This is a genomic window from Leucobacter sp. gxy201 (genome assembly GCF_051043335.1).
Taxonomy (GTDB): domain Bacteria; phylum Actinomycetota; class Actinomycetes; order Actinomycetales; family Microbacteriaceae; genus Leucobacter.
Map to the genome: position 1 here is coordinate 219,538 of NZ_JAMXWS010000005.1, position 17,476 is coordinate 237,013.

Annotated in this window: 15 protein-coding genes; 8 read left to right on the forward strand and 7 right to left on the reverse strand. The window is 69.6% G+C overall.

Translation table 11 applies throughout. The annotated features are described in order from the left end of the window. Nucleotide 1: 1 nt before the first annotated feature. The 3 genes from ndk to NHL51_RS10295 are packed head-to-tail and all read left to right on the forward strand — an operon-like array spanning nucleotide 2 to nucleotide 2,437. Complete coding sequence (ndk, locus tag NHL51_RS10285; RefSeq protein ID WP_434143500.1) at nucleotides 2-418, forward strand: nucleoside-diphosphate kinase; 417 nt, start codon at nucleotides 2-4, stop codon at nucleotides 416-418. A 34-nt stretch (nucleotides 419-452) separates the two neighbouring features. Then, on the forward strand, nucleotides 453-1,694 hold the full coding sequence (locus tag NHL51_RS10290) for a winged helix-turn-helix domain-containing protein (RefSeq protein ID WP_434143502.1): 1,242 nt from the start codon (nucleotides 453-455) through the stop codon (nucleotides 1,692-1,694). A gap of 11 nt (nucleotides 1,695-1,705) precedes the next feature. Beyond that, the gene (locus NHL51_RS10295; protein WP_434143504.1) at nucleotides 1,706-2,437 is read left to right on the forward strand and encodes a TSUP family transporter; all 732 of its coding nucleotides are present in this window, start codon (nucleotides 1,706-1,708) and stop codon (nucleotides 2,435-2,437) included. An 8-nt stretch (nucleotides 2,438-2,445) separates the two neighbouring features. On the opposite strand, the gene NHL51_RS10300 is transcribed toward NHL51_RS10295, so the two are convergent. The 4 genes from NHL51_RS10300 to NHL51_RS10315 form a co-directional block, all read right to left on the reverse strand. Further along, nucleotides 2,446-3,591, reverse strand: a complete 1,146-nt coding sequence (locus NHL51_RS10300; protein WP_434143506.1) for a serine hydrolase domain-containing protein — start codon at nucleotides 3,589-3,591, stop codon at nucleotides 2,446-2,448. Between the two features lie 37 nt (nucleotides 3,592-3,628). Further along, a complete protein-coding gene (locus tag NHL51_RS10305) occupies nucleotides 3,629-4,300 on the reverse strand; it encodes a hypothetical protein (RefSeq protein WP_434143507.1) in 672 nt (223 codons plus the stop codon). Then, nucleotides 4,297-5,445, reverse strand: coding sequence for a serine hydrolase domain-containing protein (locus NHL51_RS10310; RefSeq protein ID WP_434143509.1), 1,149 nt, complete (start codon nucleotides 5,443-5,445; stop codon nucleotides 4,297-4,299). The genes NHL51_RS10305 and NHL51_RS10310 overlap by 4 nt, the downstream gene beginning before the upstream one ends. Nucleotides 5,446-5,524: 79 nt before the next feature. Continuing rightward, on the reverse strand, nucleotides 5,525-5,986 hold the full coding sequence (locus tag NHL51_RS10315; protein ID WP_434143511.1) for a hypothetical protein: 462 nt from the start codon (nucleotides 5,984-5,986) through the stop codon (nucleotides 5,525-5,527). A 230-nt stretch (nucleotides 5,987-6,216) separates the two neighbouring features. Between NHL51_RS10315 and uvrB the strand changes: the two genes are divergently transcribed. Next, the gene (gene uvrB / locus NHL51_RS10320) at nucleotides 6,217-8,307 is read left to right on the forward strand and encodes an excinuclease ABC subunit UvrB (protein ID WP_434143513.1); all 2,091 of its coding nucleotides are present in this window, start codon (nucleotides 6,217-6,219) and stop codon (nucleotides 8,305-8,307) included. A 34-nt stretch (nucleotides 8,308-8,341) separates the two neighbouring features. On the opposite strand, the gene NHL51_RS10325 is transcribed toward uvrB, so the two are convergent. Genes NHL51_RS10325 through NHL51_RS10335 form a run of 3 tightly spaced genes read right to left on the reverse strand, consistent with a single transcriptional unit; the run spans nucleotide 8,342 to nucleotide 10,363 of the window. Further along, the gene (locus NHL51_RS10325; RefSeq protein ID WP_434143515.1) at nucleotides 8,342-9,025 is read right to left on the reverse strand and encodes a GyrI-like domain-containing protein; all 684 of its coding nucleotides are present in this window, start codon (nucleotides 9,023-9,025) and stop codon (nucleotides 8,342-8,344) included. A gap of 31 nt (nucleotides 9,026-9,056) precedes the next feature. Then, on the reverse strand, nucleotides 9,057-9,728 hold the full coding sequence (locus tag NHL51_RS10330; RefSeq protein WP_434143516.1) for a hypothetical protein: 672 nt from the start codon (nucleotides 9,726-9,728) through the stop codon (nucleotides 9,057-9,059). Then, nucleotides 9,725-10,363 carry a hypothetical protein gene (locus NHL51_RS10335; RefSeq protein WP_434143517.1) on the reverse strand — a complete coding sequence of 213 codons (639 nt, stop codon included), beginning with the start codon at nucleotides 10,361-10,363 and terminating at the stop codon, nucleotides 9,725-9,727. The genes NHL51_RS10330 and NHL51_RS10335 overlap by 4 nt, the downstream gene beginning before the upstream one ends. Before the next feature lie 143 nt (nucleotides 10,364-10,506). Between NHL51_RS10335 and uvrA the strand changes: the two genes are divergently transcribed. The 4 genes from uvrA to whiA all read left to right on the forward strand — a co-directional run bounded on the left by uvrA (nucleotide 10,507) and on the right by whiA (nucleotide 17,374). Continuing rightward, the gene (gene uvrA, locus NHL51_RS10340) at nucleotides 10,507-13,506 is read left to right on the forward strand and encodes an excinuclease ABC subunit UvrA (RefSeq protein ID WP_434143519.1); all 3,000 of its coding nucleotides are present in this window, start codon (nucleotides 10,507-10,509) and stop codon (nucleotides 13,504-13,506) included. After that, a complete protein-coding gene (gene uvrC / locus NHL51_RS10345) occupies nucleotides 13,503-15,461 on the forward strand; it encodes an excinuclease ABC subunit UvrC (protein ID WP_434143521.1) in 1,959 nt (652 codons plus the stop codon). The genes uvrA and uvrC overlap by 4 nt, the downstream gene beginning before the upstream one ends. After that, the gene (gene rapZ, locus NHL51_RS10350; RefSeq protein WP_434143522.1) at nucleotides 15,458-16,336 is read left to right on the forward strand and encodes an RNase adapter RapZ; all 879 of its coding nucleotides are present in this window, start codon (nucleotides 15,458-15,460) and stop codon (nucleotides 16,334-16,336) included. The genes uvrC and rapZ overlap by 4 nt, the downstream gene beginning before the upstream one ends. A 63-nt stretch (nucleotides 16,337-16,399) precedes the next feature. Further along, nucleotides 16,400-17,374, forward strand: coding sequence for a DNA-binding protein WhiA (gene whiA / locus NHL51_RS10355; protein ID WP_434143524.1), 975 nt, complete (start codon nucleotides 16,400-16,402; stop codon nucleotides 17,372-17,374). Nucleotides 17,375-17,476: the final 102 nt, after the last annotated feature.

Here is a 17,476-nt window from a genome sequence, read left to right on the forward strand (position 1 = left end):
CATGTCCGCAGAACAGACCCTCATCCTGGTGAAGCCCGATGGGGTTGCCCGGGGGCTGACCGGCGAGATCCTGCGCCGCATCGAGGCGAAGGGATACTCGATCGCCGATCTGCGCATGGTGCAGCCCGATCGGGGCCTGCTGGCGGAGCACTACGCCGAGCACGAGGGCAAGCCGTTCTACGAGCCGCTCGTCGAGTTCATGATGTCCGGCCCCGTCGTCGCGATCCGCGCCGAGGGCCACCGAGTCATCGAAGGGTTCCGTTCGCTCGCGGGAACCACCGATCCGACGACTGCGGCCCCCGGTACCATCCGCGGCGATCTCGGCCGCGACTGGGGCCTCAAGGTGCAGCAGAACCTGGTGCACGGCTCGGACTCGACCGAGTCGGCGGAGCGCGAGCTCGCCCTCTGGTTCGGCTAGACGGCGCAGTGAGAACGGAGCGATGCGGCGCGAGATGAGATCGTCCCCTCCGCCGCATCGCCCGGCCCTGCAGCTGAGCCCGACCGAGGCCCGTCGCGTCGCGCTCGGCGCGCAGGGCTTCTCGAACGCCCCTCGGCTGCGCCGTCGGCGCCCGTTCGACGCCGCCCTCGAGCGGCTGCACGTGCTGCAGATCGATTCGGTGAACGTCTTCTCCCGCAGCCATTACCTGCCGGTGCTGTCGCGGCACGGCGCATACGATCGCAGCGCGCTCGATGGGCATCTCTGGTCGAGCGGCGAGTTCACCGAGTACTGGGCGCACGAGGCCGCCTTCATCCCGGTCGCCGACCGCCCGCTGTTCGCCTGGCGCATGTCGGATTTCCGCGATCGACATATCCGCACCGGCCGCACCGAGGCGCTCGAGGCCGCGGTCTCGCGAGTCAGGAGCCGCCTCGCCGCCGACGGCCCGCAGTTCGTCCGTCAGCTCGAAGACGGATCGCGCGGTGGCCGGGGCCCATGGTGGGACTGGAGCGAGACCAAGCGCGCCGTCGAGCAGCTCTTCGCCGAGGGCGAAGTCGTCTCCGCCGGTCGCGAGGGGTTCCAACGGCGCTACGCGCTCGCCGAGCAGACGCTTCCCGATATCGCGCTCGGTGCGGCGCCGCGCGAGCTCGCTCAGCGCCGCCTCATCGACCGGGCCGCTCGTTCGCTCGGCGTCGCAACGCTCGCCGACCTCGCCGATTACCACCGCCTCAAGGCCGGCGACGCCCGGGCGGCGGTGCAGGCCCTCGAACAGTCCGGGGAGCTGATCCCTGTCGAGGTCGCCGGGTGGGCCCGGGCCGACGGCCGTCCCGAGCGCGCCTGGATGCATCGCGACGCCGCCGTTCCGGCGCGGCTCGCGCCCGATGCGCTGCTGACGCCCTTCGACCCGCTCGTGTGGTTCCGCCCGCGCGCCGAGCGCATCTTCGACTTCCACTACCGCATCGAGATCTACACTCCGAAGGCGCAGCGGCGCTTCGGCTACTACTGCCTCCCGCTGCTCGTCGGCGGGCGCATGGCCGGGCGGCTCGACCTCAAGGCCGATCGGCCGAAACGGCTCGGCGAGCGCGGGGCGCTGCTGGTGCAGGCGGCGTGGCGGGAGCCCGGGGCGCATCCGCGCACGGCGGAGACCGCGGAGCGGCTGCTCGCGGAAGCGGCGCGGTGGCAGGGGCTCGACGAGGTGCGGTGGAGCGGAGCCGGCGACCTCCGGCTCCCCGAGCGCTTCGCCGCGGCCGAGGCCTGACGAGGAGTGCTGTGCTGACGTTCGCCGCCGTGACGGTTGTCGCGATCGCTGCCGCGGTGCAACGGCTGACCGGTCTCGGGTTCGCGCTCGTGGCGACTCCGCTCATCGTGCTGCTCATGGGGCCCGTCCAAGGAGTGCTGACGATCACCGTCATCGGCTTCTTCGTGTCGCTGGTGCTCCTCGTGATGATGTTCCGGGACGTGGATTGGCGGCGCACCGCAATCATCGTCGGCGCGGGCGCCCTGGCCTCGCCGCTGGCCGCGCTGGCGATCGTGCGCTCCTCGGCGCCGATGCTGCTGCTCGGGGTGGGATGCGCCGGCCTGCTCGCGCTCATCGCCGGAAGACTCACCGTTCTCACGCGACGGCTGCGCGGTACCGGAGGCGCGATCGCCACTGGCGTCGCGAGCGGATTCCTGCATGTCACGAGCGGTCTCTCCGGGCCGCCGCTGATCGCCTACGGCCTCAACGATCGGTGGGAGCAGCGGAGCTTCATCGCCTCGCTCCAGGCGATCTTCATCGGGTTCCACCTGATCACCCTGGGCTGGCGCGGGTTCCCGGAAGTGTCCCTCGCCCGCTTGAGCGAACTGCTGGTCGCAGCTGCTGCGGGCACGCTCGTCGGTGCGCTGGCGGAGCGGCGGGTGCGGCCCGCCTGGTCCCGGATCGGGATGCTCGTGATCGCATGGATCGGCACGATCGCCGTGCTGCTCCGCGGACTATGGATGATGGTCGCGCCGGCGCTCTGAGCCGCCGCCTACCGGGGCGGCATATCGGCGAGGATCTCGCGGAACATGTGCGCGGGGAGATCGGGATCGGCCCCCGTGCCATTGATGAGCACAGCGACGGTGCGGCCCGAGCCAGCGTCGTGCATCGTGAGCGCCTGGAAGCCGAGCCCGTTGCCCGTGTGGCCCACCCAGCCGTCGATCTCGCCGAGCGCGAAGCCGTACCGGTCGTACTCGGGGCTCTTCGGGTCGTCGGCGATCGAACCGAGAACGGAGAGTCGGGCGGAGTGCGTCGCGGCATCGATGAGCGCTCCGCTCCCGAGAGCCGTGCCCCAGGTCGCTAGATCCCGGATATCTCCGGTGAGGGCTCCGGCCGCGCCGAACCAGCCGGGCGCCGCCTGCGGAAGGCGTTCGGGGTCGCCCTCGAGCCCGAACTGGAAGCCGCGCGCGTCGAGCTGCGGATCGGTGAATCCGTAATGCACCGAGTCGAGGCGCAGCGGCCGCAATATCCGCTGCCGCACCGCCTCCTGCCACGGCTTGCCGGTGATGCGCTCGATCGTCTCGCCGAGCAGCAGCGTGTTGGTGTTCGAGTACTCGTACGCCGTGCCGGCGTCGAAGACCGGCGAATCCGGGTAGGCGAGGTCCAGCAGTTCGGAGGTCCGAGGCTCCCGATCGGGGGCGGAGACGAGCAGCTCGCCGAGCTGCGGACTCGCCGAGTAGTTCGCGAGGCCGGAGCGCATATCGCCGAGATCGGCGATCGTCACGCCGTCTCCGCCCGGGACGCCGTCGACGTATCGCGAGATCGGGTCGTCGAGCGCCAGTTTGCCCTCGTCCGCCAATTGCATGATCACCGTACCGACGAAGGACTTGGTGATGCTGCGGTAGGCGAAACGCGTGCCGTCCGCGACCTCGCGCGATTCGCCGCCGGTCTCGCCGGGGGCTTCGCGATCGGCGTCGCCGAACGTCAGCAGAGTCTCGGCCGCGCCGGGGCCCGTGACGATGATCGCGCCGCCCGGAACGTCCTGCCCCTCGAGCGCACGGTGCACGGCGCCGCTGAGCTCGGCGTGAGTCGGAACGCCGCGCGGCTCGGTTGCGGCCTGCGGGGGAGTCGCGCACGCGGCGAGGAGCAGTACCGTGCCGAGGGCGGCGACTCTCATGAGGGGCTTCGATGCCTGCATGTGCTCATGTAAACACTCTGCGGGGCATTCGACAACCCTATGATCGGTCTCGGCGTGCATCGAGACGTCTGCGAACCTCGGCGAGCAGTGCTTCGGGGTCGTCGGCCCAGAACCTCAGGACATCGATGGCGTGCCCGCCGCCCTTCGGGGGCCTCCCCGGCAGGTCGACCTCGAGCGGCGCTTCGAACTCGATCGCGAGGTTCGTTTCGCTGCCGACCCAGATCGCGCCGACCCGCTCGCCCTCGTACTGGAACACCCGCCCGGGCTTGTCGGTGCTGGTCGGATCGATGCTCTCCTGGGTGAGCGGGGCGTAGCGGATCGCTCCGAACTCCTCCCAGCTCACCGGTATCTCGATCTCGAGGCCCTCCCGCACGATGATGCCGTCATCGCCGACGGTGTGGGGCCGGGTGAAGTAGGCGCAGAGCAGGCCGATCATCCAGGTGAGCCCCCAAATTCCGAGCACGAGGAAGGCGATGCGCACCGGCGTCCAGCGGTGCACCACGGCGTCGATGATCGGAATCTCGACCGCGGAGACGGCCATGAAGATGATGAGGATCGTGAGGACCGGTCGATGGTAGGCGAACCCCGTCGCGCCCTCGTCGATCTTCGGGCGTCGGGCGACGGCGCGCCAGAGGCTCTCGTAGATGCGCAGCTCCATGCGAGCGGCGCGCACCGCGAGATCCGTGATGACGTGACGGCGTGCGCTCATGCTCCCGAGAGTACCGGCAGCATCGCGCGGAACATGTGCGCGGGGAGGTTCGCATCCTCCGAAGCCCCGTTGAGCAGGATCGCGACGGTGCGGCCGGTGCCCGGGTCGTAGAGCACCAGCGATTCGAAGCCGAGGCCGTTGCCGGTGTGCCCGACCCAGCCGTCGATCTCCCCGAGCGCGAAGCCGTATCTGTCGTACTCGGGGCTCGACGGGTCGTCCTCGACACCGCCGAGCGTCGCGCTCCGGTAGTCGTGGGTGCCGAGGTCGAGGAGGGAACCCGAGCCGAGCGCCCGGCCCCATGCTGCGAGATCGACCACGTCGCCGTCGAGGCCGCCCGCTGCGCTGTACCACCCGGGAGCGGCGTCCACGACCCGGCCGAGGGTCTCCGCGCCGAGCACATCGAATCCGTCGGCGTCGAACCCCGAGCCGTCGGCGCCGACGTGCACGGACGCGAGTTGGAGCGGCTCGGTGATGCGTTCGGCGATCGCCCGCTCCCAAGGCTCGCCGGTGACCTCGGCGATGACCGCGCCGAGCAGCAGCGTGTTGGTGTTCGAGTACTGGTAGGCCTCGCCCGGCGCGAAGACGGGTGAGGCGGAGTATGCGATCTCGAGCAGTTCGGCGTCGTCGGGCGAGTGCTCGGGATCGGCCTCGAACAGCTCGTCCGTCTCGGGCATCGCGAGATAGTTCGCGAGCCCGGAGCGCATCACCGCGAGGTGCTCGATCGTGATGTCGTCGCCGTTCGGTACGCCGTCGACGAATTGCGAGATCGGATCGTCGACGTGCAGTGCGCCCTCGTCGGCGAGTTGGAGGACGACCGTTCCGATGAAGGTCTTGGTGATGCTGCGGTACGCGAATCGGGTCGCCTCCGTCACCTCGGTGTCGGTGGTCGCGCTGCCGAACACGTCGACGACCCGGTCGCCGTCGGCGGCGGTGAGCATGACGGCCCCACCGGGCACGGCAGCATCTCCGAGCGCGTCGGCGACGGCGGCGCTCAGCTCCTCCTCGGAGGGCAGCGGTGCGGTGTCGACGATCGGGGCCGGTGCCTGTGCGGGACGCTCGCCGTCGGCGGCGCAGCCTGCGGCCGCGATCGCGATCAGCGCGCCGAGGGCGCAAGCGGCGAACGCGCGAGTGGGGTGTGCGGGCATGGGTGCCATCGAACCACACCGGATTCGATCGCAGATGTGCGAACGGTGCGAATGCGGGCGGCGACCGTACCCGAGTCGGCTATGCGGAGCCGTCGGCGACGAGCTGCCTGAGTCCGGTGTCGTGCAGCAGGAACTGCGCTCGGATCTGGGGGCCGTTCGACGGCCAGGAAGCGGCGAGCTCGCCGGCCCACTCGAGATCCTCCGCGCTGAACCGCTCGCTTCCGAGCCGCTCCCAGACGAGCACGACGCGGGAGGCGCCGGCGAGTTCCGCGATCATCGCGAGACGGTCGCGGAACACTTCGATGAACGGTACCGTCCCGAGATCCTCGACGTCCCAGAGCTCCTGCGGATCATCGGGGAGTTCGTCGAACGGCATGACGGGGTCGACGATCCGGTGCGATTCGTCGAGCAGGAACGTCCATACCTGGCGCCGGCACGCACCGGTGAGCAGTTGCAGCAGCGTCCGCTGCAGTTCGGCATCGGTCTCGAGTCTCGCTCGCGGGGGAGCGGCGGGGGTCGGGCCGGCGATTCGGGGAGTCATGCCAGGAGTCTGCGGCTCCGCGGTCGCGGAAGCGAGCGGGAAACCGCGAATGTGGACAGGTACTCGGGAATAGCGCTTCAGAGCTGCGTGTGGAGGAATGGTCGGCGAGCATGCGGGAGGCGCGACCCGCGAGAATCGAGCCCAGGGTGCGCCGGTCCCGCGACTGATCCCGGTTCGCCCGGAGCGGGAATCCGAGACGGATGTCGTACCCGCGGAGTAGCCTGGAGCGCATGCAGCCGACACGCAGTATCCGCCCGTTCGAAGTGATCTCGGAGTACGAGCCTTCCGGTGATCAGCCCGCTGCCATCGCGGAGCTCGCCGGCCGCATCAACGCCGGCGAGACCGACATCGTGCTGCTCGGCGCGACCGGAACCGGCAAATCGGCGACGACGGCCTGGCTCATCGAGCAGGTGCAGCGGCCCACGCTGATCCTCGCGCACAACAAGACGCTTGCGGCGCAGCTCGCGAACGAGTTCCGCGCACTGATGCCCAACAATTCGGTCGAGTACTTCGTGTCGTACTACGACTACTACCAGCCCGAGGCCTATGTGCCGCAGACCGACACCTTCATCGAGAAGGATTCGTCGGTCAACGCCGAGGTCGAACGCCTGCGCCACTCGACGACGAATGCGCTGCTCTCGCGGCGCGACACCGTCGTCGTGTCGACCGTGTCGTGCATCTACGGCCTCGGCAAGCCCGAAGAGTACTACGAGGCGATGGTGCCCCTCGCCACCGGCGATCGCCTCGATCGCGACGTGCTGCTGCGCAGGTTCGTCGACATGCAGTACCAGCGCAACGACATCGAGTTCGTGCGCGGCAATTTCCGCGTGCGCGGCGACACCGTCGAGATCATCCCGATGTACGAGGAGCTCGCGATCCGCATCGAATTCTTCGGCGACGAGATCGAAGCGCTCTACTACCTGCACCCGGTCACCGGAGATGTGATCAAGCAGGTCGACACCGTGTCGGTCTTCCCGGGCTCCCACTACGTCGCGAGCCGCGAGGTGATGAACCGGGCGATGCGCGACATCTCGGCCGAGCTCGATGCGCGCACCGGCGAGCTCAAGCAGCAGAACAAGCTGGTCGAGGAGCAGCGGCTGCGCATGCGCACCACCTTCGACCTCGAGATGATGGAGCAGATCGGGTTCTGCTCGGGCATCGAGAACTATTCGATGCACATGGACGGCCGCAAGCCGGGCGAGGCGCCCCACTGCCTGCTCGACTACTTCCCCGATGATTTCCTCGTCGTGATCGACGAGTCGCACGTGACCGTGCCGCAGATCGGGGCGATGTACGAGGGCGACGCCTCCCGCAAGCGCACGCTCGTCGAGCACGGCTTCCGCCTGCCGAGCGCGCTCGACAACCGTCCGCTCAAGTTCGGGGAATTCAAAGAGCGCGTCGGGCAGACGGTGTACCTCTCGGCCACGCCCGGCAAGTACGAGATGGAGCTCGCCGATGGCGTCGTCGAGCAGATCATCCGGCCGACCGGACTCATCGACCCAGAGATCGTGGTCAAGCCCTCCGAGGGCCAGATCGACGATCTGCTCGAAGAGGTGCGCGCCCGCGCCGAGCGCGACGAGCGCGTACTGGTGACGACGCTCACGAAGAAGATGGCCGAGCAGCTGACCGCCTTCATGGAGGAGGCGGGGGTGCGGGTGCGCTACCTGCACTCCGACGTCGACACGCTGCGACGGGTCGAGCTGCTCACGGAGCTGCGGGCCGGAGTCTACGACGTGCTGGTCGGCATCAATCTGCTGCGCGAGGGCCTCGACCTGCCTGAGGTCTCGCTCGTGGCGATCCTCGACGCCGATAAGGAGGGCTTCCTGCGCTCGTCGACCTCGCTGATCCAGACCATCGGCCGCGCCGCGCGCAACGTGTCCGGCCAGGTGCACATGTACGCCGACACGGTGACGCGTTCGATGCGCGAAGCGATCGACGAGACAAATCGGCGCCGTGCGATCCAGATGGCGTACAACACCGAGCACGGCATCGACCCGCAGCCGCTGCGCAAGAAGATCGGCGATATCACGGAGCTGTTGAACCGCGAGGCCGCCGACACCGAAGCGGTGCTCTCCCGCACCGGGGCGCACGCTCAGCGGGGCGGCTCGTCGTCGCAGCGCGCGAAGGGCAAATCGGCTGCGCGCGCCGGTGCGATCGCCTCCGAGGGTGCGCACAAGCTGGAGGAGCTGATCGCCGACCTCACTGAGCAGATGCTGTCGGCGGCGGATGAGCTCAAGTTCGAGCTCGCGGCGCGGCTGCGCGACGAAGTCGCCGAGCTGAAGCGCGAGCTGCGCAGCATGGATGCCGCTGGGCACATCTGAGCCGCGGATCGCGCGGTGTCTGCGAGTCGGCGGCTCAGACCGGCTGCGACCCGACTGCGCGGGATTCCACGGCGATGCCCTCGGCGCGGCGGACGGGCTGCCTGAGGATAGTGCGCCGCTTCTCGGGCGCCGTTCTGCGGAAGTCGCCGAGGTAGATCTCGTGGTGCGTGCCGCGGAGTGCGAGCCCGTGCCGCGGTGCGATCTCCTCGTGCAGGCGGGCTAGCGTCTCGCCCTCATCGTCGAAGGGGCCGATGTGCAGCGTCTGAAGGCACAGCCCCTCGGTCAATGTCTCGAGGCGTAGGGCGTCGAGTCGAGGCGCACGGCCCTTCTGCCGCGCCGCGTGCACGGAGCGGTCGAGATCCTCGTGCCCGAGCCACGCGGGCAGCATGAGCATGAGCGTCCAGTGCCACAGCGACTTGTCCCGCGCCGCGGTGAATGCGCTCATGTCATCGGCCCACCACAGGCCTTCGAGCGGCGGCACGACGTAATCTCGGCCGAGTTCGCGCTTGCTCGCGAATTTGAGCCCGTACGCGACCGGGTAGAGCGTTTCGACCGCCGCGGCGAACTCCGGCGCCCGGTTCGGGTCGCCGTGGCCGTCGATCATGAGGTACTGCATCGGCGGGAGGTCGATGAGACGGAACTCGCCCGGCTTCGCCCGGTACGCGTCGCCCTCCCGGACGAAGTCGATCTTGCGCGCCGCGGGGTGTTCTGGAGGCATGGCGAACAGTGTAGGCGGTGCGGGGCGGGCGTCAGAGCACGAGGTAGCCGTAGCGGTCGGCTGCGGCGTCGATGAGGGACGTGAGTTCATCGCGGTCGAGTCTCAGGCGGGCGAGCGGGTGGCGCGGCAGCGCATCGCGCGCCGGGCTCCACAGCGCGGCGATGCGCACCGGCGGTACGACGGAGGACGCGGAGACGACGCCGTCGAGTTCGGGGTACGCGACCCTGATCGCGCGGGCCCAGGCTCGGGCGCGCGATCGTTCGCCCGAAGAGATCGCGGCATTGCCGCCGGCGACGGCCAGCCAGTCGCTGTCGCTGAGATCGAGCAGCCGCAGCGGTCTGGCGTTCTCGAACATCACGAGCGTCGGCGCGCCCTCGCTGCGCTGCACCATGCGGGTGCTCTGGAAGGCCTCGAGGAGGCATGCGGCGAAGGCGGCCGCCGGGAACGCGTGCTCGCCCTGCGGCTCCAGCACCGCATAGTAGACGCCCTCGTCGGGATGCTCGCCCGTCGGTTCCGGGTGCGGGTCGAAGCGGGAGTCGAGCGGTCCGTACTCCCGGAACTCGTGCCAGTCGACCGGGTGCGGCCCGCCGGCCTTGTAGATGCGCGACAGCAGGGTGCCGGCAGGGATCTCCCGCACCCATTCGCCCTCCGGTCGGAGTTCGGGGAAGCGGTCGGCCCGCGGCGGCGGGAGCTCCTCGCTCACGGCAGGCGGCTCAGCGCGTCGTCGACCGCGGCCGCGGCCTCGTGCGGGTCGCCGCCCTGGGCCAGCCATTCGAGCGGTGCGAGCTCTTCGCCGTCGATGCGCAGCCGCGGGGCCGGCGAAGTGAGTACGCGCTCCGCGAGCAGCAGCGGCGTCGCGCGGGGGATGGCCTGCGCGACGGTCGCCCATCCCCGGGGTTCGCGGCGGTCGTGGAACTGGAAGGCGGGGAGGTGCCAGCCGTCGCTGCGCCGCTGCGCGAGCAGCGTGCCGGCGGCGCAGCGCTGGCGCACGCGGGTGGGGGTGACGCCGAGGATCTCGGCGGCCTCGGCGACGGAGACGCTCTGCGCCCCCAGCTGTTGCTCCCACACGAGGCCGCGCGTCGACGCGGGCAGGGCGGTCGGCTGCTGCAGCTGATCCTCGGTCGCCCCGAGCCGCGCGAGCGCCGCGGTTTCGGCCTCGGTGAGGCCGCGGAGGTCGGTCTGCTGATGGGCCACCACTCCTGCGAGCAGCGACTCCGCCGCGTTCAGGCGATCCGCGTCGATCTGCGCGACGAGGCCGGCGAGGCGCTCTCGCGCCGTGCGGGCCTGCGCGTCCCCGTGCGTGCTCCGGCCGCTGGCCGGCAGTTGGGCGATCGACATCTCGGCTCCTTACGTGATCTTTCATCAATAGTACGCGAAAGGCGAGTTTCGGGGAACCCTGCTGCGGAGCAGCGGCGCCGGGAGGGGCCGAAAAGTTCGTAGATATGTTCGAACACTCAGTCGAATCGAAGTAGGATGAAGTGGTGACTCCGCAGCAGACGACTCCGATCCGATCCTCGGCCGCCCAGGCGCATATCAAGGTGCAGGGGGCCCGCGTCCACAACCTGCGCGACGTCGACCTCTCGATCCCGCGCGACTCGATGGTCGTGTTCACCGGGCTTTCGGGCAGCGGCAAATCGAGCCTGGCATTCGACACGATCTTCGCGGAGGGCCAGCGCCGGTACGTCGAGAGCCTGAGCGCCTATGCACGGCAGTTCCTCGGCCAGGTCGACCGCCCGGACGTCGATTTCATCGAGGGCCTGAGCCCTGCCGTGTCGATCGACCAGAAATCGACGAACCGCAACCCGCGCTCCACGGTCGGCACGATCACAGAGATCTACGACTACATGCGCCTGCTGTGGGCGCGCGTCGGCGTGCCGCACTGCGCCGTCTGCGGCGAGAAGATCGAATCGCAGACCGTGCAGCAGATCGCCGACCGGCTCATGGAGCTCCCGGAGCGCACCCGCTTCCAGGTGCTCGCGCCGGTGGTGAGCAAGAAGAAGGGCGAGTTCGTCGACCTCTTCCACGACCTCGCGGCGAGCGGCTACTCGCGCGCGATCGTCGACGGCGAACTCGTGCAGCTCTCGGACCCGCCGAAGCTGAAGAAGCAGATCAAGCACGATATCTCGGTCGTCATCGACCGCCTCGTCGCGAGCCCCGAAGGCCTCGGTCGGCTCACCGACTCGCTCGAGACCGCGCTGAAGCTGGCTGGCGGCATCGTCGCCATCGACTTCGTGGATCTCGACGAGACGGCGGAGGACCGCACCCGGCTATTCTCCGAGCACCTCTCGTGCCCGAACCAGCACCCCGTGCAGCTCACGGAGATCGAACCGCGCACCTTCTCGTTCAACGCGCCGTTCGGCGCGTGCGCGACATGCTCGGGGCTCGGTACGAGCATGTCGGTCGATGAGGATCTGGTGCTCGGCGACCCGCAGCTCTCGATCGCCGAAGGAGTCATCGTCCCGTGGACGAGCCAGGGCAAGAGCCTGTACCAGTACTACGAGAAGCTGCTCGTGGGGCTGTCGCGCGATCTCGACTTCTCGCTGAAGACCCCCTGGGAGGAACTGGGCGACGAGGTGCGGGAGGCCGTGCTCTACGGCAACAACTTCAAGGTGAACGTGCGGTGGCGCAACCGCTTCGGGCGCGAGGTGAAGTACTCGAGCGGCTTCGAGGGCGTCATCCCGTTCATCGAGCGGCAGTACGCCGAGGCGGAGTCCGACGCGAAGCGCGATCGCTGGCAGGAGTTCCTGCGCGAAGTGCCGTGCCACGCCTGCCACGGGCAGCGCCTGAAGCCCGAGGTCCTGGCGGTCACCGTCGACGGCGAATCCATCGCAGCGGTCGGCGAGTTCAGCCTCAGCGACGCGAAGCGCTTCTTCGACGACGTCGTGCTCACCGAGCGCGAGGCGAAGATCGCCGCCCAGGTGCTGCGTGAGATCCGCCTCCGCTTCGATTTCCTCATCGAGGTGGGCCTCGGCTACCTCACGCTGGCGCGCGCAGCGGGCACGCTCTCGGGCGGCGAAGCGCAGCGCATCCGCCTCGCGACCCAGATCGGCTCGGGGCTGACCGGCGTGCTCTACGTGCTCGACGAGCCCAGCATCGGCCTGCACCAGCGCGACAACCGTCGGCTGATCGAGACGCTGGTGAAGCTGCGCGATCTCGGAAATACGCTCATCGTCGTCGAGCACGACGAGGAGACGATCGAGGCCGCGGATTGGATCGTGGACATCGGCCCCGGCGCGGGCGTCGAGGGCGGCACGGTCGTGCACTCGGGGGAGTACTCGGGGCTGCTCGAGAACCCGCGCTCCATCACCGGCGACTATCTCGCGGGGCGCCGTTCGATCGAGACGCCGAGGAAGCGCCGGAGACGCGAGCGCGGGCGCGAACTCACGGTCGTCGGGGCGCGCTCGAACAATCTCCAGAACGTCGACGCCACCTTCCCGCTCGGGGTGATGACGGCCGTCACCGGCGTCTCTGGGTCGGGCAAGTCGACGCTCGTGAACGACATCCTGTACCGTGTGCTCGCGAACCAGCTCAACGGCGCGCGTCTCGTGCCGGGCAAGCACACGCGCGTGACCGGGCTCGAGCACCTCGACAAGGTGGTGCACGTCGACCAGGCGCCCATCGGGCGCACGCCGCGCTCGAACCCGGCGACCTACACCGGGGTGTTCGACAAGATCCGCACCCTCTTCGCCGAGACGCCCGAGTCGAAGATCCGCGGCTACCTGCCGGGCCGATTCAGCTTCAACGTCAAGGGCGGGCGCTGCGAAGCGTGCTCGGGCGACGGCACGCTGAAGATCGAGATGAACTTCCTGCCCGATGTCTACGTCGCCTGCGAATCCTGCGGCGGCAAGCGCTACAACCGCGAAACGCTGCAGGTGCGGTACAAGGGCAAGAACATCTCCGAGGTGCTCGAGATGCCGATCGCCGAGGCCGAGGAGTTCTTCGAGCCGATCTCGTCGATCCACCGCTACATGAAGACGCTGGTCGACGTCGGCCTCGGGTACGTGCGTCTCGGCCAGAGCGCGACGACCCTGTCGGGCGGCGAGGCGCAGCGCGTGAAGCTCGCGACCGAGCTGCAGAAGCGCTCGAACGGGCGGAGCATCTACGTGCTCGACGAGCCGACCACCGGCCTCCATTTCGAGGATGTGCGCAAGCTGCTGCTGGTGCTGAACGGCCTCGTCGACAAGGGGAACACGGTCATCACCATCGAGCACAACCTGGATGTCATCCGCAGCGCCGACTGGGTGATCGACCTCGGCCCCGAGGGCGGTTCCGGGGGCGGTACGATCCTCGCCGTGGGAACTCCGGAGCAGCTGGCGGAGCACGAGGAGAGCCACACCGGCCGGTTCCTCGCAGAAGTGCTGCACGGACGCGCCGCGAAGGCGGCGAACTCGGCGAAGGCGGCGCACACCTCGAAGGCGGCAGCTCGGAAGCAGCCGGCGGCCCGGAAGCCGGCGGCGGGCAAGGCGAAGGCCCGGGCGTGAGCCCCGACGATCGTCGGGCGGCCTTCCGGCCCGCCCAGGGCGAGATCCCGACGAGCCCGGGCGTCTACCGCTTCAGCGATCGCTACGGGCGCGTGCTCTACATCGGCAAGGCGAAGAATCTGCGCGCGCGGCTCGCCAACTACTTCCAGCCGCTCGACGCGCTCATGCCGCGCACGCGGCGCATGCTGATGCTCGCCGCGAAGCTCGACTGGACGGTGGTCGCGACCGACACCGAGTCGCTCGTGCTCGAGCACACCTGGATCACCGAGTTCAAGCCGCCCTTCAACGTGCAGTTCAAGGACGACAAGACCTATCCGTACCTGGCGGTGACGCTGCGCGAGGAGGCGCCCCGCCTCATCATCACCCGCAACGAGCGCATCCGGGGCGCCCGCTACTTCGGTCCGTATCCGAAGGTCTGGGCCCTCAAGGAGACCACGCGCCTGCTGCAGCAGGCGTTCCCGATCCGCACCTGCAACGACGCCGACTACCGGCGCGCGATGCAATCGGGGCGGCCGTGCCTCGCCGGGCAGATCGGACGCTGCAGCGGCCCGTGCTCCCAGCTGCTCACCGTCTCCGAGCATCGCGCCCGCGTCGACGAGCTCGTCGCCTTTCTCTCGGGCGGCGATCGCAGCCACCTGCGGGCCCTCCAGAGCGAGATGCGCACCGCGGCGGGGGAGCAGCGCTACGAGGACGCCGCGCGGCTGCGCGATCAGGCCGAGGCGGTCGAGCACGTGATGGAGAAGAACGCCGTCGTGCTCGGCCTCGACGTCAATCTCGACGTCTTCGGGCTGCGCTCCGACGAGCTCGCCGCCGCCGCCCACCAGTTCATCATCCGCGGCGGCCGCATCCGCGGCGAACGCAGCTGGATCGTCGACGTCGAGCTCGACGATTCTCCGGGCACGCTGCTCGAGCAGGTCATCCAGTCGGCCTACGCCGACGACCGCGAGCCGCCGCCCGAGGTGCTCGTGCCGCAGCTGCCCGAGAACTCGCTCGAGCTCGAGAACGCGCTGGCCGAGCGGCGGCCGCGCCGGGGGCGCGTGCGGGTGCGGGTGCCCGAGCGCGGCGACAAGGCGCAGCTCATGGAGCGCGCGGTGCTGAACGCGGGCGAGCACCTGATCCGGCACAAGCTGAAGCGTGCGGCGGACCTCACCGCCCGCACCGACGCGCTCGCGGAGCTGCAGCAGGCGCTCGGCATGGACGAGCCGCCCCTGCGCATCGAATGCATCGACGTCTCGCACCTCCAGGGCACGGGCGTCGTCGCGTCGCTCGTCGTGTTCGAGGACGGACTGCCCGCCAAGGGCGCCTACCGCAAGTACCGCATCGAATCGACGCGCGACGACACCGACTCGATCCACCAGGTCGTGTCGCGCCGGGCCGCGCAGCTCAATGCGGCGGCCGAGAACGGCGACCTGCCGTCGGGCGTCTACCGCGACCGGCCGCAGCTGCTCGTCGTCGACGGCGGCGAGCCGCAAGTGAAAGCGGCGGCGCGCGCGCTCGACGCCGCAGGGATCACCGATGTCGCGCTCTGCGGCATCGCGAAGCGGCTGGAGGAGATCTGGCTGCCCGGCGATCCCTTCCCCGTCATCCTGCCGCGCACGAGCGAGGCGCTGTTCCTCGTGCAGCGCATCCGTGACGAGGCGCACCGATTCGCGATCACCTTCCAGCGGCAGCGCCGCAGCACCTCCATCTCGAGCCGGCTCTCCGAGATCCCCGGGCTCGGCCCGAAGCGGGTGCAGGCACTGCTGAAGCACTTCGGGTCGGTCGCCCGATTGAGGGCCGCCTCGCTCGACGAGCTCGCCTCAGCCCCGGGCGTCGGGCCGAAGCTCGCGGAGCAGATCGCCTCGCATATCGCAGATCCATCGGCGGAGGGCGAAACCGAGCAACCGAACGCCGTCGCTGACGCTAAGCTGGGTGGGACGAAGCTACCGGATGCAGACGAGGGGGAAACCGAATGAACGGCACAGCGTCGATTCAGGAGATCCTGATCGTCACGGGCATGTCGGGCGCTGGTCGCAGCACGGTGGCGAACACGCTCGAGGATCTCGGCTGGTACGTCGTCGACAATCTGCCGCTCGCCATGGTGAAGACGCTCGCCGATATGGCGGATCGTTCGGGCGGCGCCCTGCCCCGCATCGTCGCCGTGGTCGACGTGCGCGGCCGCAATCTGTTCGAGGACATCCAGCAGACCGTGACCGATCTCGGGCAGAACGCCGATGTGCGCGTCGTCTTCCTCGACGCGACCGACGAGACGCTGGTGCGCCGATACGAATCCGTGCGCCGTCCGCATCCGCTCCAGGCCGACACGGGCAGCCTGCTCGAAGGCATCAGGCTCGAGCGCGAGCGCCTGCAGGAGCTGCGGGCCTCAAGCGACGTCGTGATCGATACGTCCCGCTACAACGTGCACGACCTGTCGACCGCGACGCGGGAGCTGTTCTCGGACGAGGACACCCCGGGACTGCAGCTGTCGGTGATGAGCTTCGGGTTCAAGTACGGCACGCCGACCGATGTCGACCTGATGGTCGACATGCGCTTCCTGCCGAACCCGTTCTGGGAGCCAGAGCTGCGCGCCCTCACGGGAGTCGACCCCGAGGTGAAGGACTACGTGCTGAGCCGCGACGGCGCCGCCGAGTTCCTCGACCACTACGTCGCAGCGCTCACCCCGGTGCTCGCGGGCTTCCAACGCGAGAACAAGCGCCATGCGTCGCTCGCGGTGGGGTGCACCGGCGGCAAGCACCGTTCGGTGGCGAGCGCTCGTGAACTGGCCGATCGCCTCGCGGGTCTGCCCGGTGTCAGCGTCAGTCTGCGCCACCGCGATCTCGGCCGCGAATAATCCCGCGCCGCGGCTGCTGCCGCCGATCGCCGTTTTCTATCATCGTTCCAGAGAGGATCATCTGTGCCGTCAACCGCTGAGGTCAAGAGCGAGCTTGTACGCATCCCCGTCGCGCAGACGGGGGAGCGGATCGCGGAGGTCGCGACCGTGCTGCGCCTCGCGGGCGGACTGCACACGATCTCGGGACGCATCGCGCTCGAGGCTGAACTGCACACCCCGCAGATCGTGCAGCGCGTGCGCAAGGATCTCGCTCAGCTCTACGGCGTGCGCTCGGAAGCGAAGCAGCTGCCGCCGACGAGCACGCGACCGGGCGCCCCGCAGTTCCTCGTGCGCGTCATCGACGGCGAGACCCTCGCACGCCAGCTCGGCCTGCTCGATCAGCGCCGCCGTCAGATCCGCGGCCTGCCGAACCGCTTGACCACGGGCGCCCAGCCCGAGCTCGCCGCGATCCTGCGCGGCGCCTTCCTCGCGCGCGGTACGCTCACGCCTCCCGGCCGCTCGGTCGGCCTGGACATCGGCTGCCCGACCAACGAGGTCGCGATGGCGCTCGTGGGCGCGGCGCACCGTCTCGGCGTCGAAGCGAAGAGCCGCGAGATCCGCGGGCAGCACAAGGTGCTGATCCGCGACAGCGAGACCATCGGCCAGGCGCTCGGCGTCATGGGCGCGACCGGGGCCCGCAGCGCCTGGGACGAGCTGCGCAAGGCGCGCGAGACCCGCGCCACCGCGAACCGTCTCGTGAACTTCGACGACGCCAACCTGCGCCGCTCGGCGCAGGCGTCGGTGGCGGCCTGCGCCCGCGTCGAGCGCGCGCTCGAGATCCTCGGCGACGAGGTGCCTGAGCACCTGCGCTACGCAGGATCACTGCGCCTCACCCACCGCGAGGCGAGCCTCGACGATCTCGGCGCGCGCGCAGAGCCTCCGCTGACGAAGGACGCCATCGCGGGGCGCATCCGCCGCCTGCTCGCGATGGCCGACAAGGAGGCCTCCGCCCGAGGCATCCCGGGCACCGAGGCGAGCCTGCCCGAGGAGCTCGACTAGCCCGCGGGGCGCGTTCCGCCAGGAGTGAATCTTCGCGCGGCGCGAACGCGCCGAGGACTAAGCTGGAAGCGACCACCGTCGATCGCAGAGATTGGAGCACCG

What these genes read in the sequence shown, in the direction of transcription:
- ndk (WP_434143500.1), top strand. Translation starts at nt 2, where the DNA reads ATGTCCGCAGAACAGACCCTCATCCTGGTGAAGCCCGATGGGGTTGCC.
- NHL51_RS10290 (WP_434143502.1), top strand. Translation starts at nt 453, where the DNA reads ATGAGATCGTCCCCTCCGCCGCATCGCCCGGCCCTGCAGCTGAGCCCG.
- NHL51_RS10300 (WP_434143506.1), bottom strand. Translation starts at nt 3,591, where the DNA reads ATGCAGGCATCGAAGCCCCTCATGAGAGTCGCCGCCCTCGGCACGGTA.
- NHL51_RS10305 (WP_434143507.1), bottom strand. Translation starts at nt 4,300, where the DNA reads ATGAGCGCACGCCGTCACGTCATCACGGATCTCGCGGTGCGCGCCGCT.
- NHL51_RS10310 (WP_434143509.1), bottom strand. Translation starts at nt 5,445, where the DNA reads ATGCCCGCACACCCCACTCGCGCGTTCGCCGCTTGCGCCCTCGGCGCG.
- NHL51_RS10315 (WP_434143511.1), bottom strand. Translation starts at nt 5,986, where the DNA reads ATGACTCCCCGAATCGCCGGCCCGACCCCCGCCGCTCCCCCGCGAGCG.
- uvrB (WP_434143513.1), top strand. Translation starts at nt 6,217, where the DNA reads ATGCAGCCGACACGCAGTATCCGCCCGTTCGAAGTGATCTCGGAGTAC.
- NHL51_RS10325 (WP_434143515.1), bottom strand. Translation starts at nt 9,025, where the DNA reads ATGCCTCCAGAACACCCCGCGGCGCGCAAGATCGACTTCGTCCGGGAG.
- NHL51_RS10335 (WP_434143517.1), bottom strand. Translation starts at nt 10,363, where the DNA reads ATGTCGATCGCCCAACTGCCGGCCAGCGGCCGGAGCACGCACGGGGAC.
- rapZ (WP_434143522.1), top strand. Translation starts at nt 15,458, where the DNA reads ATGAACGGCACAGCGTCGATTCAGGAGATCCTGATCGTCACGGGCATG.